Origin of the sequence: Streptomyces viridiviolaceus (genome assembly GCF_014650995.1) — a bacterium.
Lineage (GTDB): Bacteria > Actinomycetota > Actinomycetes > Streptomycetales > Streptomycetaceae > Streptomyces > Streptomyces viridiviolaceus.
On sequence record NZ_BMWA01000019.1, the window covers coordinates 14505 to 32123 of the forward strand.

General features: G+C 71.7%; 15 protein-coding genes. 5 read left to right on the forward strand and 10 right to left on the reverse strand.

The features are described 5' to 3' along the window. Positions 1-51: 51 nt before the first annotated feature. The 10 genes from IE260_RS26275 to IE260_RS26320 are packed head-to-tail and all read right to left on the reverse strand — an operon-like array spanning position 52 to position 10330. Positions 52-1575, reverse strand: a complete 1524-nt coding sequence (locus IE260_RS26275) for an NADH-quinone oxidoreductase subunit N (protein ID WP_189876028.1) — start codon at positions 1573-1575, stop codon at positions 52-54. Next, positions 1572-3146, reverse strand: a complete 1575-nt coding sequence (locus IE260_RS26280; RefSeq protein WP_189876030.1) for an NADH-quinone oxidoreductase subunit M — start codon at positions 3144-3146, stop codon at positions 1572-1574. The genes IE260_RS26275 and IE260_RS26280 overlap by 4 nt, the downstream gene beginning before the upstream one ends. Positions 3147-3152: 6 nt before the next feature. Then, a complete protein-coding gene (locus IE260_RS26285; protein ID WP_189876031.1) occupies positions 3153-5147 on the reverse strand; it encodes an NADH-quinone oxidoreductase subunit 5 family protein in 1995 nt (664 codons plus the stop codon). Further along, positions 5144-5536: an NADH-quinone oxidoreductase subunit NuoK gene (gene nuoK / locus IE260_RS26290; protein WP_189876032.1), complete on the reverse strand. Its 393-nt coding sequence runs from the start codon at positions 5534-5536 to the stop codon at positions 5144-5146. Before nuoK ends, IE260_RS26285 begins: the two co-directional genes overlap by 4 nt. Next, positions 5536-6213: an NADH-quinone oxidoreductase subunit J family protein gene (locus IE260_RS26295; RefSeq protein WP_189876034.1), complete on the reverse strand. Its 678-nt coding sequence runs from the start codon at positions 6211-6213 to the stop codon at positions 5536-5538. Before IE260_RS26295 ends, nuoK begins: the two co-directional genes overlap by 1 nt. Further along, the gene (locus IE260_RS26300; protein ID WP_189876036.1) at positions 6210-6887 is read right to left on the reverse strand and encodes a NuoI/complex I 23 kDa subunit family protein; all 678 of its coding nucleotides are present in this window, start codon (positions 6885-6887) and stop codon (positions 6210-6212) included. The genes IE260_RS26295 and IE260_RS26300 overlap by 4 nt, the downstream gene beginning before the upstream one ends. 2 nt (positions 6888-6889) lie before the next feature. Then, positions 6890-7858, reverse strand: a complete 969-nt coding sequence (locus IE260_RS26305) for a complex I subunit 1/NuoH family protein (RefSeq protein WP_189876038.1) — start codon at positions 7856-7858, stop codon at positions 6890-6892. Next, positions 7855-9291, reverse strand: coding sequence for an NADH-quinone oxidoreductase subunit C (locus tag IE260_RS26310; protein WP_189876039.1), 1437 nt, complete (start codon positions 9289-9291; stop codon positions 7855-7857). The genes IE260_RS26305 and IE260_RS26310 overlap by 4 nt, the downstream gene beginning before the upstream one ends. Further along, positions 9288-9917 (reverse strand): NADH-quinone oxidoreductase subunit B, encoded by a 630-nt coding sequence (locus tag IE260_RS26315; RefSeq protein WP_189876042.1) that lies wholly within the window; start codon positions 9915-9917, stop codon positions 9288-9290. The genes IE260_RS26310 and IE260_RS26315 overlap by 4 nt, the downstream gene beginning before the upstream one ends. Continuing rightward, positions 9908-10330, reverse strand: coding sequence for an NADH-quinone oxidoreductase subunit A (locus IE260_RS26320; RefSeq protein WP_189876044.1), 423 nt, complete (start codon positions 10328-10330; stop codon positions 9908-9910). Before IE260_RS26320 ends, IE260_RS26315 begins: the two co-directional genes overlap by 10 nt. Positions 10331-10516: 186 nt before the next feature. Here IE260_RS26320 and IE260_RS26325 point away from each other — a divergent pair, with 186 nt between their 5' ends. From IE260_RS26325 to IE260_RS26345, 5 genes are all read left to right on the forward strand, one after another. Then, positions 10517-11737 (forward strand): sensor histidine kinase, encoded by a 1221-nt coding sequence (locus IE260_RS26325; protein ID WP_189876046.1) that lies wholly within the window; start codon positions 10517-10519, stop codon positions 11735-11737. Between the two features lie 245 nt (positions 11738-11982). Next, positions 11983-13350 (forward strand): sensor histidine kinase, encoded by a 1368-nt coding sequence (locus tag IE260_RS26330; RefSeq protein WP_189876048.1) that lies wholly within the window; start codon positions 11983-11985, stop codon positions 13348-13350. A gap of 395 nt (positions 13351-13745) precedes the next feature. Then, positions 13746-14405, forward strand: a complete 660-nt coding sequence (locus IE260_RS26335; RefSeq protein WP_308434697.1) for a response regulator transcription factor — start codon at positions 13746-13748, stop codon at positions 14403-14405. A gap of 238 nt (positions 14406-14643) precedes the next feature. Next, entirely contained in the window at positions 14644-16572 is a 1929-nt protein-coding gene (locus tag IE260_RS26340; protein WP_189876052.1) for a 2-oxoacid:acceptor oxidoreductase subunit alpha, read from the forward strand. Beyond that, complete coding sequence (locus IE260_RS26345; protein ID WP_189876054.1) at positions 16565-17614, forward strand: 2-oxoacid:ferredoxin oxidoreductase subunit beta; 1050 nt, start codon at positions 16565-16567, stop codon at positions 17612-17614. The genes IE260_RS26340 and IE260_RS26345 overlap by 8 nt, the downstream gene beginning before the upstream one ends. Positions 17615-17619: the final 5 nt, after the last annotated feature.

A 17619-nucleotide genomic window follows, 5' to 3' on the forward strand; every position in this document is an offset into this window, starting at 1 on the left:
CGCGCGTGGGAGCCGGGTGCCCCACGCGCGCGTGGTGAAAGGCGGCGAGTGTCAGAAGAGGCTGGTGTCGGCGAAGTGCAGGACCAGCTGCGGCGCCCCGGAGAGGGCGACGGCGAGGACCGCGGTCAGGGCGATCGCGGCCGTCAGGGGGGCGGGCACGCGGTGCCTGACGGCTTCACCCTCCGGAGCGCGGAACAGCAGAGCCGTCCATTGGAGGTAGTAGAACAGCGCGATGACGACGTTGACGGCCATCACGACGGCCAGCCATCCGAGTCCCGCGTCGACGGCCGCGGAGAAGACGGTGACCTTTGCGAACAGGCCGATGATGCCGGGCGGCAGTCCGGCGAGGCAGAGCAGGAAGAACGCCAGGAGCAGGGCGGTCACGGGGTTGGACGCGTACAGGCCGCGGTAGTCGGAGACCCGGTTGAGGGACTTCGTACGGCCCACGAGCGCCGCCACCGCGAAGGCGCCGAGGTTCACGGCGGCGTACATGAGGGCGTAGGCGACGGTGGAGCCGATGGACCGTTCGGCGTGGTCGGAGTACCCGGCTGCGGCGATCGGCACCAGGAGGTAGCCGGCCTGGCCGACGGAGGACCAGGCGAGGAGGCGTACCGCGCTGTACGCGCGCGTGGCCTGCTGGCGCAGGGCTCCGACGTTGCCGACGGTCATGGTGAGCGCGGCCAGCGCCGCGAGCGCCGGGCCCCAGGCGTCGGCGTAGGACGGCAGGGCGATGACCGTGACGAGGATCAGGCCGGAGAAACCGACCGCCTTGCCGACGACCGACAGGTAGGCGGCGACCGGCAGGGGCGCGCCCACGTAGGTGTCGGGCACCCAGAAGTGGAAGGGCACGGCGGCCGTCTTGAAGGCGAAGCCGACGAGGGTGAGGACGACGCCCGTCTGGGCGAGTGCGGTGAGCTGCCCGTCGATGCCCTGGATGCGGTCGGCCACCTGGGTGAGGTACAGCGTGCCGGTGGAGGCGTAGACGAAGCTGATGCCCATGAGGCTGACGGCGGTGGCGGTGACCGAGGACAGGAAGAACTTCAGGGCCGCTTCGGAGGAGCGTCGGTCGCCGTGGCGGAGGCCGACGAGGGCGAAGGCGGGCAGGGAGGCGACTTCCAGGGCGACGATCAGGGTCGCGAGGTCGCGGGAGGCGGGCAGCAGCGCCGCGCCGGCCGCCGAGGAGAGCAGCAGGAACCAGAACTCGCCCTCGGGGAGGCCCCGGTCGGCGTCCTTCAGCGCGGTGACCGACAGCAGGGCGGCGAGCAAGGCGCCACCGAGGACCAGGAACTGGATGGCGAGGGTGAAGGTGTCCGCCGTGTAGCTGCACACGTCGGCGTCGCCGGTCAGGCAGAACGTCGAGCGGTCGCCGTCCAGGAGCGGCAGCAGCATGATCACGGAGGCGGCGAGTCCGGCGACCGAGACCCAGCCGAGCAGAGCTTTCCGGTTGTCGCCTACGAACAGGTCGGCGACGAGGACGGCGAGTCCGACGACCGCCGCGATGGTGGGCGGCGCGATGGCGAGCCAGTCGACGGACTGGACGAGGTTCTGGGCCAGCGGCTGGGCGAGGGAGCTCATCGGGTGCCTCCTGCGAGGAGCTGCTGCACGGCCGGGTCGGTCAGCCCGAGGAGAGCCTTGGGCCACAGCCCGGCGATGACAGTGAGGACGACGAGCGGGGTCCAGGCGGCGAACTCGTACCGGCGTACGTCGGTGAGCCTCGGGGCTTCCTGCGGGTGGGCGCCCATGCAGACGCGGCGGACCACGATCAGCATGTACGCGGCGGTCAGCAGCGTGCCGAACGCGGCGATCGCCATGAAGGTGAGGAAGGCGGGACGGCTGAGGTCGTCATGGGGGTCGAAGGCGCCGAACAGTGCCAGCATCTCGCCCCAGAACCCGGCCAGGCCCGGCAGGCCGAGCGAGGCGACCGCCGCGAAGGCGAGCAGCCCGCCCAGGCGCGGCGCCTTGCCGTAGAGCGCGGCGCCGGTCTCCTCGGCGAGGGTGTCGAGGTCGGTGGTGCCGGTGCGGTCCTTCAGGGCGCCGACCAGGAAGAAGAGCAGGCCGGTGATGAGGCCGTGGGCGATGTTGGCGAACAGGGCGCCGTTCACGCCGGTCGGGGTCGTGCTCGCGATGCCGAGCAGGACGAAGCCCATGTGGCCGACGGAGGAGTACGCGATCAGGCGTTTGAGGTCGCCCTTCGCTCCCCGCTTGGCGAGGGCGAGGCAGGCCAGGGATCCGTAGATGATCCCGACGACGGCGAAGGCGGCGAGGTAGGGCGCGAAGGTGCGGAAGCCGTCCGGCGCGACCGGGAGGAGGATGCGGACGAAACCGTACGTACCCATCTTGAGCAGGACCCCGGCCAGCAGGACCGACCCCACGGTCGGCGCCGCGGTGTGGGCGTCGGGCAGCCAGCTGTGCAGGGGCCACATCGGCGTTTTGACCGCAAGCCCGATCCCGATCGCCAGAACCGCGATGACCTGCACCGATGTGGTCAGCGACCGGCCGTTGTCAGTGGCGAGTGCCACCATGTCGAATGTGCCCGCGCTGAGTCCGATCAGCAGCAGGCCGAGCAGCATGACCACGGAGCCGAGCAGTGTGAAGAGGATGAACTTCCAGGCGGCCTCGGCCCGGCCCTCGCCGCCCCAGCGGGCGATGAGGAAGTACATCGGAATGAGGACCATCTCGAAGGCGAGGAAGAACAGCAGCAGGTCGAGGACGGCGAAGGTGGCGAGGGTGCCGGACTCCAGGACGAGCAGCAGTGCGACGAAGGCCTTCGGGGTCGGGCCCGCGGGCATCTTGAAGTACGAGTAGAGCGCGCAGAGGAAGGTCAGCAGCGCGGTCAGGACCAGAAGGGGGAGGGAGATGCCGTCGATGCCCAGGTGGATCCGCACGTCGAGTGCGGGGATCCAGCTGATGTCCGTGGTGGCCTGCATCTTCGACGGGTGGTCGTGGTCGAAGCCCAGCACGAGGACGATCGCGGCGGCCAGGACGGCACCCGTGACGGTGACGCCGTGCCGGAGCACGGCCTGGTCGGGTGACTTCCCCTTCAGTCCGGGCGGAGCCGGCAGGAGAGCGGCGACGGCGCCGAGAAGCGGGCCGACGACGACGAACGCGAGAAGGAACTGCATCACGGACTCGTTGATATCGATCACGCCTGCTCACGCTCCCGTGGCGACGAGGACGGCGGCGACCGCGAGGACGACGGTGCCGGCGAGCAGCGCGCTCACATAGGTCTGCACGTTGCCGGTCTGGGCGCGGCGCACGGCGGCCCCCAGCCAGCGGGGCAGGGTGCCCGCCCCGCGTACGTAGGTGTCGACGACCTCGCGGTCGAGGAACCGGACGAGGCTCGCACCGGCCTGGACCGGGCGGACGAAGAGGGCCGAGTACACGGCGTCCAGGTGGAACCCGACGGCCGCGTGCCGGTGGAGCGGGCCGAGCAGGAGCCGTCCCGGGTCCGACGGGTCGGGGGCGTAGGCCACGTTCCCGTAGGCGGGCTCGTGGCTGGCGATGGCCTCGGCCTCCACCAGCGCGGCGTCGCCCTCGGGGTGGGCCGCGACCGCACCCAGCGGGACGCGGGCGCCGACGGCCGTGGTGTGCCGCCAGGCGGCGTAGGTGACGATTCCGCCGACGAGGGCGACGCCCGTGCCGAGCACGGAGGTGGTGAGGGTCGGGGCCAGGTCGCCGCCGTCGAACCAGTCGGGCAGCAGGCGGAAGGCGAGCCCGCCGAGGGCGAGTGACGGGATGGCGAGAACCCAGAGCACGGCGTTCATGACCAGCGGCTGCCTGCCGTGGTCGGGGGCCTCGGCGCCCCGCCCGCGGAAGGTCAGCAGCCACAGGCGCATCGCGTAGGCGGCGGTGAGCAGGGCCGTGAGCAGGCCGGCGACGAGGACGGTCCATCCCGCGGCGCCGGGGGCGTGCTCGGTGTGGCCGGTGGCGACGTGCTCGGCGGCGCCGAGGACGGACTCCTTGGAGAAGAAGCCGCTGAACGGCGGGATGGCGGCCAGCGCGAGCAAGGCGACCGTCATCGTCCAGTAGGCGTCGGGGACGCGGTCGCGCAGGTTCCGCATGCGGGACATGGCGGCCAGCGAGTTGGTGCCGGCAGCGTGGATGATCACACCGGCGGCGAGGAACAGCAGCGCCTTGAAGGCGCCGTGCGTGAGGAGGTGGAAGACGGCGGCCCCGCGGTCGCCGGCGGCGAGGGCACCGGTCATGTAGCCGAGCTGGCCGATCGTCGAGTAGGCGAGGACGCGCTTGATGTCGTCCTGGGCGAGCGCGGCGAGCGCCGAGCCGATCATCGTCACCGCGGCCATGACGGCGAGGACGATCATCGCGGCCTGGGAGGCCTCGAAGAGCGGGAGGAGCCGGGCGATGAAGTAGACGCCGGCGGCGACCATCGTCGCGGCGTGGATCAGCGCGGACACGGGCGTGGGGCCCGCCATCGCGTCGGGGAGCCAGGTGTGCAGCGGGAACTGGGCCGACTTGCCCGCCACGCCGGCCAGAAGCAGCAGCGCGATCAGGGTGGGGTGGTCCACTCCGCCGCTCGCGACCGCGCCGAGGACCTTGGTGATGCGGAAGGAACCGGCGTCGGTGGCCAGCGCGAAGAGGCCGATCAGGAAGGGGATGTCACCGAGCTTGGTGACCAGGAAGGCCTTGAGGGAGGCGGCGCGGGCCTCCGGGGTCTCCCAGTAGTGACCGACCAGGAAGTACGAGCAGATGCCCATGATCTCCCAGCCGACCAGCAGCACCATCAGGTCGCCCGAGTAGACGACGAGGAGCATCGCGGAGGTGAAGAGGGAGACGAGAGCGGCGTACGAGGGGTAGCGCGGGTCGTCGCGCAGGTATCCCGTCGAGTAGATCTGTACGCAGGTGGCGACGCAGCCGACCAGGACGGCGACGAGCGCGGCGAAGCCGTCGATGTGCAGGGCCAGCTCGATGGGGACCGAGCCGGTGGGCGTCAGTTCCGTGGCCGCGTCGATGGCCCGGCCTCCGCCCTGGCGGGCGGCGACCAGCGTGGCGAGCACGAAGGCCGCGAGGGTCGGCAGGACGGCGAGCGGGCGGGCGAATCCGGGTGCCGTACGGCCCAGGAGCAGTCCGGCGGCGGCTCCGAGGAAGGGGAGGAGGGGGACGAGTACGGCGAGGGTGGTCGTGGTCACGCGGTGGCCTCAGCCTTCTCGGCGGCCGTCCCGGTCGCGGGGGCATCGGTGTCGGGGCCGCCCGTCTCGTGGCCCTCGGCGGTGTCGCGGAGCCGGTCGATGTCCGAGGTGCCGCGGTTGCGGTGGACGGCGAGCACGATCGCCAGACCGATGCCGATCTCGGCGGCGGCGATGGCGATGGTGAACAGGGTCAGGGCCTGACCGGAGTGCAGGGTCTCCTCGGCGGCCTTGCTGAGCCAGACGTCGAAGGCGACCAGGTTGAGGTTGACGGCGTTGAGCATCAGCTCGACGGACATCAGGACCAGGATCGCGTTGCGGCGGGCGAGGACGCCGTACAGGCCCGTGCAGAACAGGAGGGCGGAGAGGACGGCGGGATAGGCGAGGTGCATCAGCGGGCCCCTTCCGTGTCGCTCCGGGTGTCCGGCTCGGCGAGGGCAGCAGGGGTGTCGCGCTCGGCGGAGGTCGCCCGGGCGGTGCGTGCCGAGTCCGCCTTGGCCTTGCGGGACAGGACGATCGCGCCGACCAGCGCGGCGAGGAGGAGGACGGAAAGGGCCTCGAAGGGCAGGACCCAGTTCTGGAAGAGGCTCGCTCCGGTCACCCGGGTGGAGCCGGCGGCCGGGCCGTCCAGGTCGATCCAGGTGGTGCGGAAGGCGTCGACGACGACCCAGACCAGAGCGGCCGCGGCGGCGACGGCCACGGTGAGCGCGGCCCAGCGGTTGCCGGAGTCGGCGTCCGGGGAGCGGCCGATGGGAGCCCTGGTGAGCATCAGCCCGAACAGGAGGAGGACGACGACGGACCCGACGTAGATGAGGACCTGCACCCAGGCGATGAACTCGGCGGTGAGCAGGAGGTACTCGACGGCGAGGCCGCCGAGGGCCACCACCAGCCACAGCGCGGCGTGCACGAGTTGCCGGGTGGTGACGGTGACGACGGCGGCACCGAAGGTGACCAGGCCGACGAGCAGGAAGGCGATCTCGACGCCGGTCGGGGAGAGGAAGCCGGGGGATCCGGCCGCCGTGCTCATGGGATCCGCGGCAAGGCGGCCGACGGTCGCTGCGAGGGTCATTCCCGGCCCTCCTGCTCCGGCCTCGGCTGGTCCGTCTGCTGCTTGGAGTCCCCCGCCGGGCGGGTGGGCTGTTCGGCGGCGCGGGCCTGCTCGTCGGCGTGCGGTTCGGTCGCCCGGTCCGCCTCCTGCTGGGCGGCCAGTTTGTCGGCGGTCTTGCGCGCGGCGGCGAGTTCCTTCGGCTCCTCGGCACCGGGGTCGAGGGCGGGCGGAGCCGGGACCGTCCACATCCACTCGCGGAGCTTGTCGCGCTCATGGGTCAGGTCGCGGATGTCGGTCTCGGAGTACTCGAACTCCGGGGACCAGAACAGGGCGTCGAAAGGACACACCTCGATGCAGATACCGCAGTACATGCACAGGGAGAAGTCGATGGCGAAGCGGTCGAGGACGTTGCGGCTGCGGTCGCGCCCGCCGGGGGTCGCCGCCGGGACCGTCTCCTTGTGGGAGTCGATGTAGATGCACCAGTCGGGGCACTCGCGGGCGCACAGCATGCAGACCGTGCAGTTCTCCTCGAACAGGCCGATCACGCCGCGGGTGCGGGGCGGAAGTTCCGGCTGGGCGTCGGGGTACTGCTCGGTGACGGTCTTCCTCGTCATCGTGCGGAGGGTGACGGCCAGGCCCTTGGCGAGGCCGCTGCCGGGGATGCGGGGCCGGGTGGGCGGGAGAGGCTCGGCCATGGTTACTGGATCACCACCTTGACGATGCCGGTGAGGGCGATCTGGGCGAGGGAGAGGGGGACGAGGAGCGTCCAGGACAGCTTCTGGAGCTGGTCCTCACGCAGACGCGGGTAGGTCACGCGCAGCCAGATCACGATGAAGGCGAGGACGGCCGTCTTCAGCAGGGTCCACACCCAGCCGAGGCCGTCGGCGCCCCAGGGGCCGTGCCAGCCGCCGAGGAAGAGGACGGTGGTCAGACCGCACAGGACGACGATTCCCGCGTACTCGGCGAGGAGGAACAGGGCGAAGCGCAGGCCGGTGTACTCGGTGTAGGCGCCGAAGATGATCTCCGAGTCGGCGACGGGCATGTCGAACGGGGGCCGCTGCAGTTCGGCCAGTCCGGCGACGAAGAAGACGATCGCGCCGACGATCTGCCAGGGCAGCCACCACCACTCGAAGGCGTCGAGGATGCCGATGAGGGAGACCGTGCCGGCCGCCATGGCCACGGAGGCGGCCGTGAGCAGCATCGGCAGTTCGTAGGCGAGGAGCTGGGCGGCGGTGCGCAGGCCGCCGAGGAGGGAGAACTTGTTGGCGGAGGCCCAGCCGGCCATGAGTGAACCGAGGACGCCCACGCCCATGACGGCGAGGACGAAGAAGATCCCCGCGTCGACGACCTGCCCGGCGGCTCCTTCGCCGGGGCCGATCGGGATGGCGAGGAGGACCAGGAGGTACGGCAGGAGGGCCACGGCGGGCGCGAGCTGGAAGATGCGGCGGTCCGCGCCCGCGGGCACCACGTCCTCCTTCTGCGCGAACTTCACGCCGTCCGCGACGAGCTGTGCCCAGCCGTGGAAGCCGCCGGCGTACATGGGGCCGAGGCGGCCCTGCATGTGGGCCATGACCTTGTGCTCGGTCTGGCCGACGATCAGGGGGAAGGAGAGGAAGACGACGAAGACGATCAGGAGTCGCAGGGTGACGTCGAGTGCGTCGTTCACTGCGGGCCTCCTGGAGGGTTCTGGCGGTCCTGGGGATCCTGCCGGTCTTCGGTGTCCTGGGCGGTCGGGTCATCTTGGCCATGGCGGCCGTCCTGGCCGTCACGGTCCTCTTGAGCGTCACCGCCGTCCTGGCCGTCACGGTCCTCTTGAGCGTCACGGCCGTCCTGGCCGTCGCGGCTCTCTCGGCCCTGTTGTCCGCCACGGGCTTCGGGCTGCGCCTCGTCCGCCCGGCGCGGTTCCGGCTCGCGCTGTGTCTCGGCTGCGGGCTCGTCGAAGGCAGGGCGGGCGTGGTGCCACGGGGCGTCCGGGCTGCGGGGCGCGGTGGGTGCGGGCTTCGGCGCCTTGGGAGCTGCCGGGCTCACGTCCGTCTCTCCCCCGTCACCGGACGGCCCCTCGTCGGAGGCGGTCCGCCGGCTCACGGAGTTCTCCGCAGCACTCCGGGCACCGGCGGCCCCGCCGGATCCGGCCCGTTGTGAGGCCGAGCCCTCGGCGGCGCTCCGGGCGCGGCGAGCAGCCGGGGCGCCCGAGGGGGCGGTGTCCTGCCCGGTCGGGCCCTGCTCCCCGGTGTCCTGGGCAGCTGCCGCGGCGCCGCCGGTGCGCTGGGACGCCGAGCCCTCGCTCGCACTCCGCGCACGTCGAGTGGCCGAAGGCGTCGACGACGGCGGCTGGGCGTCCGGCGCCGCCTGGCTGACGGAGCCCTCCGCCGCCGTACGGGAACGACGCGCAGTCGCCGGGGCCTCGGCGTCCGGCGTGGCCTGGGCGGCCGTGCGCGTGCGGCGGACCGGGCGTTCGCCGGCCGCGCGTGCCGGACGGTCGCCCGCCGCGCGGGCGGCACCCCGGGCCGGGCGGGCCGGGGCAGGCGGGAGCTGGCCCTTCAGCGGGCCCCATTCGTTGGGGTCGGGCACGCCCGGAGGCAGCATCTGGCGGCGCCGGGGGCCGCCGTGGTCGGACTCGCCGGGCTCCTTCGCTCCCGGCCAGGCCTTGGCGACGCGGGCCGCGAGGACGAAGTCCTTGCGCAGGGGGTGGCCCTCGAAGCCCTCCGGCAGGAGCAGGTGGTCCAGCGCCGGATGCCCCTCGAAGACGACCCCGAACATCTCGTGGGTCTCGCGCTCGTGCCAGGCCGCGCCCGCGTACACCGCGACGGCGGTGGGCAGGACCGGGGACTCGTGCGGGACGGTCGTACGCAGCAGCAACCGGCGTACCGGCGACAGGGCGGCGACGTGCGCCGCGACGCGGAAACCCGTCCCCGGTTCGTCGACCGCGCTCAGCCAGTCGAAGTACGTGCAGCCGAGGCGGTCGCGCGCGGTCTCCAGGGCGGAGATCCAGGCCGCCGGCGGTACGTCCACGGTCAGGACGTCGTACGACTCCTCGGCCGTGGCGTCCGTACCGAAGAGTTCCTCGGCGTCTGCGGGGAGCCAGCCGACCGCGGTCATCGGCCCTCCCCCGGATCGGGCGCACCGGCCGGCGGCTTCACGAGGCCGCTCTGCAGGGCGGCCGCGGACGGCCGGGGCGACGTGCCGTACCTGTCCCCCAGCGACTCCCGCGCGATCTTCTCCTGGAGCTTGAGGATGCCCTGGAGCAGCGCCTCGGGGCGCGGCGGGCAGCCGGGGACGTAGACGTCGACGGGGATGATCTGGTCGACGCCCTTGGTCACGGAGTACGAGTCCCAGTACGGGCCGCCGCAGTTGGAGCAGGCGCCGAAGGAGATGACGTACTTGGGTTCCGGCATCTGCTCGTACAGGCGCTTGACGGCCGGTGCCATCTTGTCGGTCACCGTGCCGGACACCACCATCAGGTCGGCCTGGCGCGGTCCCGGTGCGAACGGGATGACGCCGAGGCGGATGAAGTCGTGGCGGGCCATCGACGCGGCGATGAACTCGATCGCGCAGCAGGCGAGGCCGAAGTTGAAGACCCACAGGGAGTAGCGCCGGCCCCAGTTCAGGACGACCTTCATCGGCTCGGGGGCCAGACGCGCGAGCGCGCCGAGCCTCCTGGGTTCGGGCAGCGGCACCGGCTCCGGGACGGAGGGAACGGAGGAGCCGGACGGGTTCACGTCCATGACAGGACGCCCTTCTTGTATGCGTACAGCAGGCCGACGGCCAGGAAGCCCAGGAAGATGAACATCTCCACGAGGGTCGTCGCGCCGTAGCCGGGGTCGGCGAAGACCGTCGCCCACGGGAACAGGAAGATGGAGTCGACCGCGAAAATCACGTACAGAAAAGCGTAGACGTAGTAGCGGACCTGGGTGTGGGCCCAGCCCTCACCGACGGGGTCGACTCCGCACTCGTACGTCAGGAGCTTCTCGGGGGTGGGCACCACCGGCCGCAGCAGACGCCCGGCCCCGAAGGCGACGGCGACGAAGAGCACGCCGATGACGGCGAGCAGTCCGACGACCGAGTAGGACTGGAAGTAGTCCGCCGCGACGACGGTGGCATCGCCGGCGGACGCATCGACGACGGTCGGTTCCGGCATGTCCGTCCCTCGCTCCCTGTCCTGAACACTGCTGTTCGACGATGTGTACGCACGGGAGTCTAGGGCCTCGTAAAGAGACGGTAAGCAGCCCGTCACGGCTTGAGACGCCGGGGTGGGGTTTTCCTCAGGGGATCTGGGCGGTCCGCCTCATGGCGCCGCGCCGCGGCGCGCGGCACGCTGACCCGTATGACCGAACGCCTCTCGTCACCGACCCGCGCCGGGAGCCCCGGCGAGGCGGACAGCGACCGTCTCCCGCCGGCCCGTTTCGCCTACGACCGGCACACCTGGAAGGAGATCGCCCATCTGCTGGCGAACCTGCCGATGGCCCTGTTCGGGTTCGTCTATGTCGTGACGATGCTGTTCGCCGGCCTCGCGCTGACGGTCACGGTCATCGGGTTCCCGCTGCTGGCCGTGGGGCTCGCGGGCGCGCGGCAGGTCGGCAAGCTGGAGCGGGCGCGGGCACGTGCGCTGCTCGGGGTGCGGGTGGACGAACCGAGCCGGCTGCCGCTGCGCGGCAGGGGCGGGTTCTTCGCCCAGCTGTGGATGGCGCTGAAGGACCCGGTGGGCTGGCGCACGGTCCTGTACGACCTGATACGGCTGCCCTGGGGCATCCTCACCTTCGTCGTCACGCTGACGTCGCTGTTCGTGCTGTGGCCGGTGCTGCCGTTCGTCGCGCGGGCGCTGGCCAACGCCGACCGGGCGATGGTGCGGGGGCTGCTCTCGCCCGACGACGAGCTGGAGCGGCGGATCGCCGAGCTGGAGTCGGACCGGGGCGTCGTGGTGGACACGGCCGCGGCCGACCTGCGGCGGATCGAGCGCGACCTGCACGACGGGGCGCAGGCCCGCCTGGTCAACCTGGCCATGGGACTGGGCCTGGCCAAGGAGAAGCTGCTGGAGGACCCCGACGCGGCGGCGGCGATGGTCGAGGAGGCGCACGGCGAGGTGAAGCTGGCGTTGCAGGAGCTGCGGGATCTGGCCCGCGGCATCCACCCCGCCGTGCTGACCGACCGCGGCCTGGACGCGGCGCTCTCCTCGGTCGCCTCGCGCTGCACCGTTCCCGTGAAGGTGACGGTCGACCTGGCGGCGAGGCCGGCGGCGGCCATCGAGGGCATCGCCTACTTCACCGTCTCGGAGCTCCTGCAGAACGTCAGCAAGCACAGCCGGGCGAAGTCCGCCTCCGTGGAGGTGTGGCGGTCGGCGGACCGGCTGCTCATCCAGGTGTGGGACGACGGCCGCGGGGGCGCGCGCCTCGACGGCGGCACGGGGATGAAGGGCCTCGCGGACCGGCTGAACGCCGTCGACGGCCTGTTCGTCGTCGAGTCGCCGGAGGGCGGCCCGACGACGGTCACGGCCGAGCTGCCGTGGCGCGACCGCACGGCCGCCGACGGCGCCCCGGGCACGAAGTAGACCCACCTCCGGCACCGGAACAGCGACAGGGCGGCCCTCTGCGAGCGGAGGCTGCGCGCCCGCACCCCTCCGCGCCCGCACCCCGGCGCGCGACCGGGCCCGCCCGCACCGCCGCGCCACGGGTGCCGGGGGTAGGGAAAACCCCCCGTCCCGAACGCCGACGGGCTCCATGGTCCCGGAGCCCGCGGCCGAGGAGGGTGGAGGTACGACAGCACAGCCGTAGGACGAGGAGAAGGACGGCACCGATGGCCACGGAGTACGGACAGGGTTACGGGCTGGACGCTGAGTCCGGCTTTCCCGGGGACGCCGGTGCGCGAGAGCACCGGTTGCCGGCGGGGCTGCGGGCGCCGTTCGAGGCGCGCAGCTGGCGGGAGTTCGGTTACGTGCTGCTGAGCCTGCCGATCAGCATCGTGCTCTTCACGTACGCCGTCACGATGATGTCGCTGGGAGCGGGCCTGCTGGTGACGTTCCTGGGCGTTCCCGTGCTGGCTGCGGCGCTCGCCGGCTGCCGGGGGCTGGGGGCGCTGGAGCGGGTGCGGGCGCGTGCGCTGCTGGGGCTCCAGGTGACCGATCCGGAGCCGCTGCGGATGAAGAAGCAGGGCGTGATGGCCTGGATCGGCGCCGTGCTGAAGAGCGGCACTTCCTGGCGGAGCCTGCTGTACGCGGTGCTGCAGTTCCCGTGGTCGGTGTTCTCGTTCGTCGTCGCCGTGACCGTCTGGACGACCGGCTGGGCGATGCTGACGTATCCGCTGTGGTTCTGGGTCTTCCCGGCGTACGCCGGTCAGGACGGGCTCCAGCTGTACGGCGACGAGACGCACCGGATCTACCTGGACAACCCCTTCGAGGTGACCGTGACGGCGCTGGTCGGGCTGCTGTTCACGCTGGCGACGCCGTGGATCGTCCGGGCCCTGACGATGGTGGACCGGGTGCTGGTGCACGGGCTGCTCGGACCGTCGCCGCTGGCGACGCGTGTGGTGGAGCTGGAGGAGGACCGGGGGGTCGTGGTGGACACGGCCGCGGCCGACCTGCGGCGGATCGAGCGCGACCTGCACGACGGGGCGCAGGCCCGCCTGGTCAACCTGGCGATGGATCTGGGGCTGGCGAAGGAGAAGCTGAGGGAGGACCCGCAGTCGGCGGCGCGGATGGTGGACGAGGCGCACGGTGAGGTGAAGACGGCACTCCAGGAACTGCGGGACCTGGCCCGCGGCATCCACCCCGCCGTGCTGACCGACCGCGGCCTGGACGCGGCACTGTCGGCGGTCGCCTCGCGCTGCACCGTGCCGGTGCGCGTGGAGGTGGACCTCGCGGAGCGGCCGGCGCCGGCGATCGAGGGGATCGCCTACTTCACGGTGTCGGAGCTGCTGCAGAACGTCAGCAAGCACTCGCGGGCCACGTCGGCGACCGTGGAGGTGTGGCGGGCGGAGAACCGGCTGATGCTGCAGGTCGTGGACAACGGTGTGGGCGGCGCCGACGTGACGGCCGGGTCGGGCCTGGCGGGACTGGCCGACCGGCTCGACGCGGTGGACGGGATCCTCGTGGTGGACTCGCCGGCCGGAGGACCCACGCGGGTGACGGCGGAGCTTCCGTGGCGGGAGGACCGCGTGGCGCGGTGAACCGCCGAGCCGCAGAGCGCGCCGTACCGCCGCGCGAGCGGACACTCGGCCGCCGGGCCGCCCGCCGAAGGGCGGCCCGGCGGGCCACCGGCGTGAAGCGCGGCCGGACGGGCCGCCGACGCCCGGTCGGCCGCTGGTGACCGGGCCCTTCTTCCCCCCAGGGCCCGGACACCCCGGACGCTCCGGTCGCCGTGATCGAGAACCGGCCACCGGGCGTCCGAACCCGGACTACGTCCCCCCTCCCCCGCTCACTTCCCGCTGCTCGAGCCCATCCGGCCTCCGATGCTGGGATGCTGGACTCGTCACACGGACGGTTCGTGGACGCGGCACGGGGCCGCGCGGGCCGTGGGTGGACGGAGTCTGGCTGTGGGGGGCCGAGAAACGTGGAGGACAGGGTGCGGGTGGTCATCGCCGAGGATTCAGTGCTGCTCAGGGAGGGCCTGACCCGGCTGCTGACCGACCGCGGGCACGAGGTCGTGGCCGGTGTCGGCGACGGCGAGGCGCTGATCAAGACCATCACCGAGCTGGACGCCCAGGGCGAGCTGCCGGACGTCGTCGTGGCCGACGTACGCATGCCGCCCACGCACACCGACGAGGGGGTGCGGGCCGCGGTGCAGCTCCGCAAGGCGCACCCCGACCTCGGGGTCCTGGTGCTGTCGCAGTACGTGGAGGAGCGCTACGCCACGGAGCTGCTGGCCGCCTCCAGCCGGGGCGTCGGATACCTGCTCAAGGACCGGGTGGCCGAGGTGCGGGAGTTCGTGGACGCGGTGGTGCGTGTCGCGCAGGGCGGTACGGCACTCGACCCCGAGGTCGTCGCGCAGCTGCTCGGGCGCAGCCGCAAGCAGGACGTGCTGGCGGGGCTCACCCCGCGTGAGCGCGAGGTCCTGGGGCTCATGGCCGAGGGGCGGACGAACTCCGCGATCGCCCGGCAGCTCGTCGTGAGCGACGGGGCCGTCGAGAAGCACGTCAGCAACATCTTCCTCAAGCTCGGGCTCTCCCAGAGCGACGGCGATCACCGGCGGGTGCTCGCCGTGCTCACGTACCTCAACTCCTGAGGCCGTCAGCCGGGGAACTCATCCGAACGAATGACGAACCGAAGGACGAGCCGGGGGCGTCTTCACCAGCGCCGGGGGGCGAGGAAGTCATGGCACAGCGGCGCGGTGGGTGACCCCGGCGTCGTGTTCATCATGCGAATGTCCACGGGAACACGACGCCCGCGGACGTAGGGTTGATCCTGGGATGGTCCTTGGGAGACCACTCCCCGGACAGCCGCCTCAAGGGAGGTCCAGTTCAGTGACCAGCCAGGTCAGCAGCCCAGCGGAGCAGGCCGACGGAGCCGTCGTAGGAGAGCAGCGCAAACCGGCGGGGGCGAAGGACGTCCGTCGGCTGGACCGGGTGATCATCAGGTTCGCGGGCGACTCGGGTGACGGGATGCAGCTCACCGGTGACCGTTTCACCTCGGAGACCGCGTCCTTCGGCAACGACCTGTCGACGCTGCCGAACTTCCCGGCCGAGATCCGCGCGCCCGCCGGCACGCTCCCGGGCGTCTCCTCCTTCCAGCTGCACTTCGCCGACCACGACATCCTCACCCCCGGCGACGCGCCGAACGTGCTGGTCGCGATGAACCCGGCCGCGCTGAAGGCGAACATCGACGACATGCCGCGCGGGGCGGAGATCATCGTCAACACCGACGAGTTCACCAAACGGGCCATGCAGAAGGTCGGCTACGCCACCTCCCCGCTGGAGGACGGCTCGCTGGACGGCTACAACCTCCACCCGGTGCCGCTGACCACGATGACGGTCGAGGCGCTCAAGGAGTTCGACCTGTCCCGCAAGGAGGCCGAGCGCAGCAAGAACATGTTCGCGCTGGGGCTGCTGTCGTGGATGTACCACCGGCCGACCGAGGGGACGGAGAAGTTCCTGACGTCGAAGTTCGCGAAGAAGCCGGACATCGCGGCGGCGAACATCGCGGCGTTCCGGGCGGGCTGGAATTTCGGTGAGACGACGGAGGACTTCGCGGTCTCCTATGAGGTGGCGCCGGCGACGACGGCGTTCCCGCCGGGTGTCTACCGCAACATCTCCGGGAACCTGGCCCTGGCCTACGGGCTGATCGCCGCTTCACGGCAGGCGGACCTGCCGCTCTTCCTCGGCTCGTACCCGATCACCCCGGCGTCCGACATCCTGCACGAGCTGAGCAAGCACAAGAACTTCGGTGTGCGCACCTTCCAGGCCGAGGACGAGATCGCCGGGATCGGGGCGGCGCTGGGTGCGGCGTTCGGCGGCTCGCTGGCCGTGACGACGACGTCCGGGCCGGGCGTGGCGCTCAAGAGCGAGACGATCGGACTCGCGGTCTCCCTGGAGCTGCCGCTGCTGATCGTGGACATCCAGCGTGGCGGCCCCTCCACCGGCCTGCCGACCAAGACGGAGCAGGCGGACCTGCTGCAGGCGATGTACGGGCGCAACGGTGAGGCACCGGTCCCGGTCGTCGCGCCGCGCACTCCGGCGGACTGTTTCGACGCGGCGCTGGAGGCGGCGCGGATCGCGCTGGCGTACCGCACCCCGGTGTTCCTGCTGTCCGACGGCTATCTGGCCAACGGCTCCGAGCCGTGGCGGATCCCGGAGCTGGACGAGCTGCCGGACCTGGCGGTGCAGTTCGCGCAGGGCCCCAACCACACCCTGGGCGACGGCACCGAGGTGTTCTGGCCCTACAAGCGCGACCCGCACACGCTCGCCCGGCCCTGGGCGCTGCCCGGCACCCCGGGTCTGGAGCACCGGATCGGCGGCATCGAGAAGCAGGACGGGACCGGGAACATCTCCTACGACCCGGCCAACCACGACTTCATGGTCCGCACCCGGCAGGCCAAGGTCGACGGCATCACCGTCCCCGACGTCGAGGTCGACGACCCGGACGGCGCGAAGACCCTCGTGCTCGGCTGGGGGTCCACCTACGGCCCGATCACCGCTGCGGTGCGCCGGCTGCGCGCGGCGGGCCAGGCGATCGCGCAGGCGCACCTGCGGCACCTCAACCCCTTCCCGCACAACCTCGGTGCGGTCCTGAAGCAGTACGACAAGGTGGTGATCCCCGAGATGAACCTCGGCCAGCTCGCCACCCTGGTCCGGGCGAAGTACCTGGTCGACGCCCAAAGCCACAACCAGGTCAACGGCATGCCGTTCAAGGCGGAACAGCTCGCCACGGTCCTGAAGGAGGCCATCGATGACTGAGGCACTGAAGCTGGTCCCCAAGGCCGAGGGCCGGCAGTCCATGAAGGACTTCAAGTCCGACCAGGAAGTGCGCTGGTGCCCCGGCTGCGGTGACTACGCCGTCCTCGCCGCCGTGCAGGGCTTCATGCCCGAACTCGGCCTGGCACGCGAGAACATCGTCTTCGTCTCCGGCATCGGCTGCTCCTCCCGCTTCCCGTACTACATGAACACCTACGGGATGCACTCCATCCACGGCCGCGCCCCCGCCATCGCCACCGGCCTGGCCTCCTCCCGCCGCGACCTGTCCGTCTGGGTCGTCACCGGCGACGGCGACGCCCTGTCCATCGGCGGCAACCACCTCATCCACGCCCTGCGCCGCAACGTCAACCTCAAGATCCTGCTGTTCAACAACCGGATCTACGGCCTGACGAAGGGCCAGTACTCCCCCACTTCCGAGGTCGGCAAGATCACCAAGTCGACGCCGATGGGCTCCCTGGACGCCCCCTTCAACCCCGTCTCCCTCGCCCTCGGCGCCGAGGCGTCCTTCGTCGCCCGGACCGTCGACTCCGACCGCAAGCACCTCACCGAGGTGCTGCGCCAGGCCGCCGCCCACCCCGGCACCGCCCTGATCGAGATCTACCAGAACTGCAACATCTTCAACGACGGCGCCTTCGAGGTCCTCAAGGACGCGCAGCAGGCCGAGAACGCCGTGATCCGGCTCGAACACGGACAGCCGATCCGCTTCGGCACCGACGGATCGAAGGGCGTCGTCCGCGACCCGGCCACCGGCGACCTGAAGGTGGTCCCCGTCACCCCGGACAACGAGACGGACATCCTCGTCCACGACGCCCGGGCCGCGTCCCCGACCACCGCCTTCGCCCTCTCCCGCCTCGCCGACCCCGACACCCTGCACCACACCCCCATCGGCGTCTTCCGCTCCGTCGACCGACCCATCTACGACGTCCAGATGAGCGACCAGCTCGACACCGCCATCGAGCAGAACGGCAAGGGCGACCTCGCCGCACTGCTGGCCGGCGGCGACACCTGGACGGTCGTCGGCTGAGACCG

Excerpts from the sequence above, each read along its gene's own strand:
- IE260_RS26275 (WP_189876028.1), bottom strand. The coding sequence starts at position 1,575 with ATGAGCTCCCTCGCCCAGCCGCTGGCCCAGAACCTCGTCCAGTCCGTC.
- nuoK (WP_189876032.1), bottom strand. The coding sequence starts at position 5,536 with ATGCACCTCGCCTATCCCGCCGTCCTCTCCGCCCTCCTGTTCTGCACG.
- IE260_RS26295 (WP_189876034.1), bottom strand. The coding sequence starts at position 6,213 with ATGACCCTCGCAGCGACCGTCGGCCGCCTTGCCGCGGATCCCATGAGC.
- IE260_RS26300 (WP_189876036.1), bottom strand. The coding sequence starts at position 6,887 with ATGGCCGAGCCTCTCCCGCCCACCCGGCCCCGCATCCCCGGCAGCGGC.
- IE260_RS26310 (WP_189876039.1), bottom strand. The coding sequence starts at position 9,291 with ATGACCGCGGTCGGCTGGCTCCCCGCAGACGCCGAGGAACTCTTCGGT.
- IE260_RS26315 (WP_189876042.1), bottom strand. The coding sequence starts at position 9,917 with ATGGACGTGAACCCGTCCGGCTCCTCCGTTCCCTCCGTCCCGGAGCCG.
- IE260_RS26320 (WP_189876044.1), bottom strand. The coding sequence starts at position 10,330 with ATGCCGGAACCGACCGTCGTCGATGCGTCCGCCGGCGATGCCACCGTC.
- IE260_RS26325 (WP_189876046.1), top strand. The coding sequence starts at position 10,517 with ATGACCGAACGCCTCTCGTCACCGACCCGCGCCGGGAGCCCCGGCGAG.
- IE260_RS26330 (WP_189876048.1), top strand. The coding sequence starts at position 11,983 with ATGGCCACGGAGTACGGACAGGGTTACGGGCTGGACGCTGAGTCCGGC.
- IE260_RS26345 (WP_189876054.1), top strand. The coding sequence starts at position 16,565 with ATGACTGAGGCACTGAAGCTGGTCCCCAAGGCCGAGGGCCGGCAGTCC.